Genomic DNA, 8562 nt, shown 5'->3' on the forward strand with positions numbered 1-8562 from the left:
CACCCGGTCGGCGCAGCGAGCCGCTGCGCGATTGTCGCTCACTGCGCCTCCTCGCCGCGCAGGCGAGCGCGCAGGTTCGCTTTGTCGTTGCGGCGCTTCTCGTCGACGGCCGCGATGTCCTCGTTCACGCGCGCCCGCAGCCGCTTGAACAGGACCAGCGACAGCGGCATCGCCACGATCAGCGCAAACAGCAGCGCGACGATCAGCGGGATGTCGACGTTCACCACGTGCGCCACCACCAGGATGATCGCGGCGATCACGGCGACCAGAGCCAGCCGGGCCAGGGTGTACAGCGCCATGTTGCGCGCGAGCCGCCGACCCGCCGAGGCCGGGGCCCGATCGCTCGCGGCGTCGTCGGATCGGGATGCTTCACTCACACGACCAGGGTAAGCGACGCCGCCGGACCCGTTCCGACCTGCCCGGGTCCCGCCGAATTCGATCGCCGGATGTTCGCCGGCGCGACGTACTCAGCCGTACGTATATCCGTTTTGTCTATTACTTCCCCTTTACCAACGTTAGATCGTTCGAACACCTGGGGGTCCGGGTGCAACGATGTCGCTATCTGATGAGGGATCTGTCGATTACGGAAAGGTTTGCGAATGACTGCGATCACCGCGGCGAGCCGCACGTTGGGTTCCGTCAACGGCCAGGAGGCCCTCCTGACCCCGGGCCAGGTGGCGGCGCTGTTCCACGTCGATCCGAAAACGGTCACTCGGTGGGCACATGCCGGACGGCTGGGCTCGCTACGCACTCCGGGCGGACATCGCCGCTTCCGTGAGTCGGAGGTCATGCAGCTGCTGAAGTCGCTGACCACCGAGGCGACCCGCCCCTGAACTCGAGGGCTCATTCTTCCGGTCACAGTGCGACAGGTACGTACACGGGATTACCCTCGATGTCAGGAGGTGAGCGACGTGGCGTACCTGTTGGCACTCATCGCGGTCGTGGCTGTCGCGGTGCTGTGCTGGAAAGCGTTCGGACCGGAGCATGCGCCCCGGATCGGCATCGGACGGGGGCCCGAGAAGCGACGTCGAGTCGTGGGTCCCGATGACGACCCCGAGTTCCTGTGGCGGATCTCCCGCCAACATCGCGACGGTGACCCGGGCACGGATCACTGACGCGCATATCCTCACCCCGGGTGACCGGCTCAGCCGATAGGCCCTGCCGCGGGCTCAGCCGATAGGCCCTGCCGCGGCCAGTGCCGCCGAGACCGAATCGGCACACGCGGGCAGTAGCGGCAGGCGTACGTGCGCGCTCGGTATCCGGCCCTGCGCGGCGAGGACCCCTTTCACCACGGTCGGGTTGGCCTCGGCGAACAATGCCCGGGCCAGCTCGACCAACCGGTTGCCGATTTTGCGTGCCGACTCGACCCGTCCGTCCCGCCAGGCCGCGATCAACTCCGCATAGGCCGCGGGCGCCACATTCGAGCAGGTCAGAATGGCTCCCTGCGCGCCCATCGCCAGCAGCGGCGCCGCGTACAGGTCGTCGCCGCACAGCACCGTCGTCCGGTCGCCGACCGCCGCCAGCCACGCGACCGTGGTCTCGTCGACGACGCCCACGGCATGTTTGAATCCCGCGACATTCGGCAGTTCGGCCAGTTCGGCCAACGTTTCCGGATCGAGCGGCCGACCCGTGCGATGCGGAACGTTGTAGATCAGCAGCGGCACCGGGCTCCGCTGCGCGAGCCGCCGGAAATGCTCCACCACGCCGCGCTGCGAGGGTTTCGTGTAATACGGGACCACGGTGAGCGCCGCCGCGACTCGCTCGTCCAGCGCGGCCAGCGCGTGCTCGGAATCGGCCGTCGAATTGGAGCCGGTGCCCACGATCAGCGGCGCGTCACGCTCGGCGCACACCCGGGCGCAGATGTCGACGACCCGGCGCTTCTCGTCCGGCGTCAGGGTGGCCGGCTCGCCGGTGGTGCCCAGGGCGACGATGCCCGAGGCACCCGCGTCGAGGACGTCGTGCGCGAGCCGGCCCAGAGCGTCACAGGCCAGCTCGCCGTCCGCCGTGAACGGCGTGACGAGTGGAACGAAGAGACCGCTGAACGTCATGCCACCTACCCTCGTCTAGGGGTTGATTCAGGTCCAGTTCACAAATCTTCCGTCGAGATTAAGCTGAACTTATGCTCGATGTACGCCGCCTACGGTTGTTGCGGGAATTGGCCCATCGCCGAACGATTGCTGCGGTCGCCGAGGCCGTGTCCTACACCCCGTCGGCGGTATCCCAGCAGCTCACCGCGCTGGAACGCGAGGCAGGGGTCACGCTACTGGAACGCAGCGGCCGCCGCGTCACCCTCACCGCGGCGGCGCGCCGCCTGGTGGAGCACACCGAATCGGTCCTCGCGATCCTGGAGCAGGCGGAGGCCGAACTGGCCACCGCCGAACTCACCGGCGCTGTGCACATCGGCGCCTTCCCCACCGCCGTGCAGCGGATACTGCCACATGCGCTGGTCTCGCTCAGCCGTGCTCATCCGCGCTTGGAACTGCATGTGACGGAACTGGACCCGGCGGCCGTGCCCGCGGCACTACGCACCGGCACGCTGGATATCGCACTCATCCAGGAGTACGACTACGTGCCCGCAGAACCGGAGGCCGGCCTGGAAACCGAACCGTTCCTGGAGGAACCGGTGTACCTGGCCGCCCGCACCACCCAGCCGCTGGCCGCCTACCGCGAGGCGGCCTGGATCTCCGGAACACCCGGCACCCTCTGCCACACCATGACCGTAAGAGCTTGCGAGGCAGCGGGTTTCGTTCCTCGCATCCGCCACCGCTCCGACGATTTCGGCACCGTACTCGCTCTGGTCGCCGCCGGCCAGGGCGTCGCGTTCATTCCGCAGCTCGCGATTCCCCTCCATCCCGAAACCGACACCACCCCGGTCGAATTGACCCCGCTCCCCATCCGCCGCCGCACCCGGATCGCCTACCGCGCCGGCACCCGCACCCACCCCACGATCTCCGCCGCCCGCACCGCCCTGCACGCCACCACCGGAACCATCCCGCCGGTGGACGAACCGACCTGAACTGCGGGCATACCACCTTGCCCGGCCGAGCCGGTGTGCCGCTGCCGTCACGCCAGAGGTTCCTGCTGCTCAGCGGCTCGGGCCATTCGACGGCTGCGGCCGCTCGAAGGTTGCAGCCGCTCAAAACTGCGGCCGCTCGAAACTGCGGCCGCTCAAAGGCTGCGGCCGTTCAAAGATTGCGGCCGCTCCAACGTTGCGGCTGTTCAAAGGTTGCGGCCGTTCAAAGGCTGCGGCCGCTCCAACGTTGCGGCCGTTCAAAGGCTGCGGCCCCTCCAACGTTGCGGCCGTTCAAAGGCTGCGGCCCCTCCAATGCTGCGGCCCCTCCAATGCTGCGGCCCCTCCAATGCTGCGGCCGCTCCAACGCTGCAGCCACTCCAACGCTGCGGCCACTCCAACGCTGCGGCCGCTCAAAGGCTGCAGCCTCCAACGTTGCGGGCGTTCGAAGGCTGCGGCCGGTCAGGGCTCTGGCGGTCAGAGGCTCCGGCCGTCGACCACCGTTCGGAGTTCTTCGGGATCCCAGAAGTCTCGGACCCCCGGGAGGTCGGACAGGTAGTGCAGTATGCGGTCCGGAGGCCAGCCGTGGGATTCGCCGAGTCCGCCGGCCAGCATGCTGAGGTACCGTGCGGACGGTTTGGTCAGATCGACGGTCAGCGGGCTGTCCGGGGCGGTGAAGGTCAGGACCGGGATGCCGTCGACGTCGCCCACGTGCCAGAGTGTTTCGTAGTGGCCGTCGCCGAGTTGGAGCGAGCCGCGGCGAACCACCTCCTCGGGGTCGAAGACCGGCCCGTGTCCCGGTTGCCGGTGCATCTCCTGGGCCATCAGGTCACTGAACTGACCGACGGTCAGCAGGTAACCCCGCGCCGCCGCGCCGACCGGCCAGTCCGTCGGCGGACGGTGGGCATAGAACGCCACACCACCGCTCCACACCGGGCTCTGCCCGGCGAAATAGACGCATCCGGGAAGTGACAGCGGACAATTCCGCGCGGGCGGCGTGGGATCGCGGAAACCCCCGTAGAGACGCGGGGTGCCCGGCGGATTGCCGCCCGCCCGGTAGTAGGTGAACCGCTTCTCGAACAGGTTCGATCCGTAAGCGGCGTACCACACGCGCTCCGCGGTCATCGGAGCTCGGTTCCTTCCGGAATGGCCACATCCCGACCATACGGGAGGACACCGCGAGAACTTCGGCACCTGTGATCCGGCGGCCTCATTTCCGCAGGTCCTCGATGCGCCGGCGCAGGTGGTCGAGTAATTTCTCCGGATCGTCGAACTCCGCCGGATCGATGGGTGTGCCGAAATGGATGTGCACCTGCTGGCGGCGGTCGAATGCGGGGCCGTCGCCTCGATTGCGGCGCATCGGCAGCACTCGGTCGGTGCCCGTGGTGCCCACCGGAACGATCGGAACACCGGTCGCCAGAGCCAGTTTCGCCACGCCCGGCTTGTACGGCTCGGTGTCGCCAAATGCGACCAGCCGCCCTTCCGGATAGATGATCAGCACCCCGCCGTACCGCAGAATCTGTTCCGCCTGCGCCATCGCCGACTGCCCGGACCCACTGTCGCGCCGCACCACCGGAATATGTCCCAGTCGCCGCACCAGCCACCCGACCACCGGCCACGACCACAACTCGGCCATCGCGATGGCAATTGCCCTGCGCCGCAACGCACCCCAGAGGAACACCGCGTCCAGCATCGAGATGTGATTGCTCGCCACGATCACCGGCCCCGCCTTCGGCACCAGCTCCCGCCCCACCACGGTGACGTGCACGAAGTTCGACCACGCCAGCGTGCGCAGAATTCGTCGCACGAACTGCGTGGTGAGCCATGCCCGCTTACCCAACCCCTTGGGCCGACGCCCGGATCGTTCGCGCCGACGCCCCGATTGTTCGCTCATTTCGACCCCCCGATTCCAACCGAACGAACTCGATTCTCCCACGGGGCACCGACATGTCCGGGCCCCATTGCCGTGTGCTGACGGGGGCCGGGTACCGGTGGCGTGTGCAGGATCGCGCACCCTGAACTTTCCGTGCAAACCTCCACGAAAATGCGCGAAAATCGCAAAAGACGACGAGGTTTGCACGATTAATTCGGGGCTCACGCCCTCAGCACCGCGGCCGCCTCACTATCGTGAACGAGTGAGTACCAGCGCGAGCGATGATCCGCGCGGCGCGAGCGCGCGAGATCGGCGGCGGGCAGAGCTGCGCGAATATCTGCGCAGCCGCCGTGAACGGCTCACGCCCGCCGAGGTAGGACTGCCGGAGGCCGGGCGGCGGCGCACTCCCGGGTTGCGGCGTGAAGAGGTCGCCGTGCTGGCCGGGGTCGGTGTGTCCTGGTACACGTGGCTCGAGCAAGGGCGCGATATCAAGGTTTCGGGCGAGGTGCTCGATGCCGTGGCCCGCGCGCTGCTGCTCGACGAGGCCGAGCGCGCACATCTGTATCGCCTCTCCGGCCTCAATCCGCCGCAGCGCGAGGCCGCGCCGTCTGTCCCGGCGTCACCGCAGATGCAGGCCCTGCTGGACGCATGGGCTCCGCGCCCGGGATACATCAGGGACCGGCATTGGAATTTCACCGCCGTCAACGACGCCGCGCGGCGCGTGTTCGGTTACGGCGACACCGACCACAACTGCCTGGTGTCCTACTTCACCAATGCCCGCTATCGCGTCCTGCATCAGCAGTGGGCGGAGAATGCGCCGGGCGTGGCGGCCGGGTTCCGCGCCGACTCCGCCCGTTATCCCCACGATCCCGAATTCGACCGCATCGCAACCGATCTCGCGCAGGTCAGCCCGGAGTTCGCCGAGCTCTGGGCCAGGCACGACGCCGCCGACCACAGTGTTGCGGTGAAGGCGGTCGAACATCCCGACGTGGGCTTGCTGATCTTCGATGCCACGCTGTTCCCGGTGCCCGACCACCCCGGCCACCACCTGATCCTGCACAATCCGCGCCCCGGCACCGACACCGCCGAACGCCTGGAACGGCTGTTGCAGCCTGGTGGTCTCACACCCAGGATGAGCTGACACTGCCTTCTCGCTTTTCGCGCGCCGAGGATCGTCGTCATGAGCAATGCACAGATGCAGGCGATCACCATCCCCGAATTCGGTCCCGCGGAGGTGCTGCGGCCGGCCACCGTCGACATCCCGGAACCCGGCCCGGGCCAGGTCTCCATCGACGTCGCCTACGCGGGAGCCAACTTCGCCGAGGTGCTGTACCGGCAGGGCGTGGTCGGTGTGCCGTTGCCGTTCGTGCCGGGTATCGAGGTCTCGGGCCGGATCCGTGCCGTCGGACCGGACGTGACGGGCCTGACGGTCGGCCAGCCGGTCGCGGCGCTGACCATCGTCGACAGTGGCGGTTATGCCGAGGTCGTGGTCACCTCCGCCGCCTTGGTCGCACCGCTCGACGGCCTCGACCTGAGCCTCGATGTCGCGGCGGCGTTACCGTCCAACAGCACCACCGCCTTTCTCGTTCTCGATCGCGTGGCGCGGATCGAACCCGGCGAAAGTGTGCTGGTACATGCGGCGGCCGGCGGTGTCGGCAGCCAACTCGGCCAGGCCGCACGATTGCTCGGTGCGGGCCGGGTGGTCGGCACGGTCGGCAGCGCCGAGAAGATCGACGTGGCTCGATCTTTCGGCTACGACGAGGTGATTCTTCGCGAGAACATCTCCAGCGCAGGTGAGTTCGACATCGTGGTCGATATGGTCGGCGGCCCGGCCCGTCGTGCGAGCCTGGACCGGCTCCGTCCGCTGGGCCGAATGATCGTTATGGGCAACGCTTCCGGCGCCGAGGACGTCGGAGTTTCCGCGAACGAGCTCTGGTTCACCAACAAAACGGTCTCGGGATTCAATCTCGCCGCCTTCGCCGCCGCCTACCCCGCCGAAGCGGGAGCAGCGCTACGCCGGGCCGTCGACGCCGCCGCGCGCGGGGTGCTTCGAGTCCAGGCCGAGTCCCTACCGTTCGACCAGGTTGTCGAGGCCCACCGTCGCATCGAATCGGGTTCCAGCACAGGCAAATTGGTGTTGGCGACGGCGCGTGAATGACAACCCGGACAGCGTGTGGACCTCACGCCGGTCCCGTCGGTGCGCGGCTCGCTAGTCGCGGTGGCTGGTGTGTGGGTCTCGGGTCGCCGGTGGCAGATCACCCGCCGCCAATCACCGGTGGCGGACCACCGCCGCCGGTGGCGGATCACCGGTCACCAGTCGCCAGTCACCAGCCGACAGTCACCGGTCACCGGTCGCCAGTCACCGGTCACCGTCACCGGTCGCCAGCCGCGAGCCGCCAGTCATCGGTCGCCAGCCGCCAGTCAGCGGTTGCCAGCCGCCGGTCGCGCGGCCCCGGTCACCGGTCACCGGTCGCCAGCCGCCAGTCGCGGGTCGCCCGTCACCGGTCGCCACTCGCGGGTCGCCGGTCACCGGTCGCCGGTCACCGGTCGCCGGTCGCGAGTCACCGGTCACGGGTCGCCGGCCACCGCTCGCGAGTCACCGGTCACGGATCGCCGGCCACCGCTCGCAGGTCACGGGTCGGGGGTTGGATTGCGGTAGGTGGATTCGCTTCCGTTGCGGCGCGTTCAGTGGGCTTGTGAGTCTGTCGATTGCAAGCGGAGCGCCGCCGTTTGCGGCCCAGGCGGGCGGGTACTGCTGAGACGCCGTGCGCCGGAAGATATTTCGTCCGGGAGGTTGCGGCACAGGAGGAGTGATCATGAACTTGTTGCTGGCTGCCGCCCACACCGATCCGGAAGCGGCCGGATTCATCCTGCGCGGCGTCAAAGGAATCTTCGTCGCCATCGGCAGCATCATCGCCGCGTTCATCTGCGCCGCCATCGCCGCCGCCAAGGGCCGCAACCCGTTCGACTGGGGGCTACTGGGACTGTTCTTCAGCATCCTGACCCTCATCGTCGTCATCGTCATCCCGAGCAAGAAGTCCTGAAAGTTCTTCGCGCGCAATTCGCCCCGGACATCCGCTCATCCGGGGGGGGTGTGGTGCATGCGTTTCGTGACCGTCTCCCCTGGTCGATGGCGGTGCGATTCGCATGACGTCGGAGGTAATGGACTTGCGGGCCCCGCGCGGGCAGGGTCGACAGAGTGAACGATTCCGCCGCCACCCGCACCGTCATCGAAGATCTGCTGACCCGCATGGCGGGCGGCGATCCGGAAACTATTGCCGCGCTGTACGCCCCGACGAGCGACTGGAAACTTAACTGGCCCGAGGATGAGCACGGCCGCGTCGCCACCCCGTGGATCACATACCGCTCCACCCGCGCCGACGCGGCCGCACATTTCCGCGAGATCGCTGAGCACCATGTTCCCGAAGAGGTGGGCACGGTGGTCGAACGCATTCTCGTCGACGGCCCGGATGCGGTGGTACTCGGCGAGATTCGCCAAACCGCACGCGCAACCGGACGCCCCTACCGCGCCCGCTTCGCCCTTCACCTCACGGTGGAGAACGGCCTGATCACCCGCCACCACGTCTACGAGGACAGCCTTGCCGTCGCCCGGGCGTTCGACCCGGACACCACGACCGTCGCCACGCCGTGAGGTATCGCCCACCCGCAGGCCGAGATG

Annotated in this window: 11 protein-coding genes; 7 read left to right on the forward strand and 4 right to left on the reverse strand. The window is 68.1% G+C overall.

Annotated elements, in window-relative coordinates; translation table 11 throughout:
- Nucleotides 1–38 precede the first annotated feature (38 nt).
- Nucleotides 39–377: a DUF4229 domain-containing protein gene (locus IRT45_RS28385; RefSeq protein ID WP_309241187.1), complete on the reverse strand. Its 339-nt coding sequence runs from the start codon at nt 375–377 to the stop codon at nt 39–41.
- A gap of 222 nt (nt 378–599) precedes the next feature.
- Between IRT45_RS28385 and IRT45_RS28390 the strand changes: the two genes are divergently transcribed.
- Both IRT45_RS28390 and IRT45_RS28395 read left to right on the forward strand, forming a co-directional pair.
- The gene (locus IRT45_RS28390; protein WP_051025198.1) at nt 600–833 is read left to right on the forward strand and encodes a BldC family transcriptional regulator; all 234 of its coding nucleotides are present in this window, start codon (nt 600–602) and stop codon (nt 831–833) included.
- Nucleotides 834–911: 78 nt separating this feature from the next.
- On the forward strand, nt 912–1115 hold the full coding sequence (locus IRT45_RS28395) for a hypothetical protein (protein WP_036506051.1): 204 nt from the start codon (nt 912–914) through the stop codon (nt 1113–1115).
- Between the two features lie 54 nt (nt 1116–1169).
- Here the strand turns inward: IRT45_RS28395 and dapA are convergent, their stop codons facing one another.
- The gene (dapA, locus tag IRT45_RS28400) at nt 1170–2048 is read right to left on the reverse strand and encodes a 4-hydroxy-tetrahydrodipicolinate synthase (protein ID WP_194808905.1); all 879 of its coding nucleotides are present in this window, start codon (nt 2046–2048) and stop codon (nt 1170–1172) included.
- A gap of 71 nt (nt 2049–2119) precedes the next feature.
- Here dapA and IRT45_RS28405 point away from each other — a divergent pair, with 71 nt between their 5' ends.
- Nucleotides 2120–3016: a LysR family transcriptional regulator gene (locus tag IRT45_RS28405; RefSeq protein WP_194808906.1), complete on the forward strand. Its 897-nt coding sequence runs from the start codon at nt 2120–2122 to the stop codon at nt 3014–3016.
- Nucleotides 3017–3487: 471 nt separating this feature from the next.
- Here IRT45_RS28405 and IRT45_RS28410 read toward each other — a convergent pair whose 3' ends face one another.
- Nucleotides 3488–4135, reverse strand: coding sequence for a histone deacetylase (locus IRT45_RS28410; protein WP_194808907.1), 648 nt, complete (start codon nt 4133–4135; stop codon nt 3488–3490).
- A gap of 85 nt (nt 4136–4220) precedes the next feature.
- Nucleotides 4221–4904 (reverse strand): 1-acyl-sn-glycerol-3-phosphate acyltransferase, encoded by a 684-nt coding sequence (locus IRT45_RS28415; RefSeq protein WP_194808908.1) that lies wholly within the window; start codon nt 4902–4904, stop codon nt 4221–4223.
- Nucleotides 4905–5145: 241 nt separating this feature from the next.
- Between IRT45_RS28415 and IRT45_RS28420 the strand changes: the two genes are divergently transcribed.
- From IRT45_RS28420 to IRT45_RS28435, 4 genes are all read left to right on the forward strand, one after another.
- On the forward strand, nt 5146–6024 hold the full coding sequence (locus IRT45_RS28420) for a helix-turn-helix transcriptional regulator (RefSeq protein WP_194808909.1): 879 nt from the start codon (nt 5146–5148) through the stop codon (nt 6022–6024).
- Between the two features lie 39 nt (nt 6025–6063).
- On the forward strand, nt 6064–7041 hold the full coding sequence (locus tag IRT45_RS28425; protein ID WP_228535322.1) for a zinc-binding dehydrogenase: 978 nt from the start codon (nt 6064–6066) through the stop codon (nt 7039–7041).
- A 658-nt stretch (nt 7042–7699) separates the two neighbouring features.
- Nucleotides 7700–7927, forward strand: coding sequence for a deoxyribodipyrimidine photolyase (locus IRT45_RS28430; RefSeq protein ID WP_228535324.1), 228 nt, complete (start codon nt 7700–7702; stop codon nt 7925–7927).
- 155 nt (nt 7928–8082) lie between these two features.
- Nucleotides 8083–8535, forward strand: coding sequence for a nuclear transport factor 2 family protein (locus IRT45_RS28435; RefSeq protein WP_194808911.1), 453 nt, complete (start codon nt 8083–8085; stop codon nt 8533–8535).
- Nucleotides 8536–8562 lie beyond the last annotated feature (27 nt).

The organism is Nocardia sp. BSTN01 (assembly GCF_015354405.1).
GTDB lineage: Bacteria > Actinomycetota > Actinomycetes > Mycobacteriales > Mycobacteriaceae > Nocardia.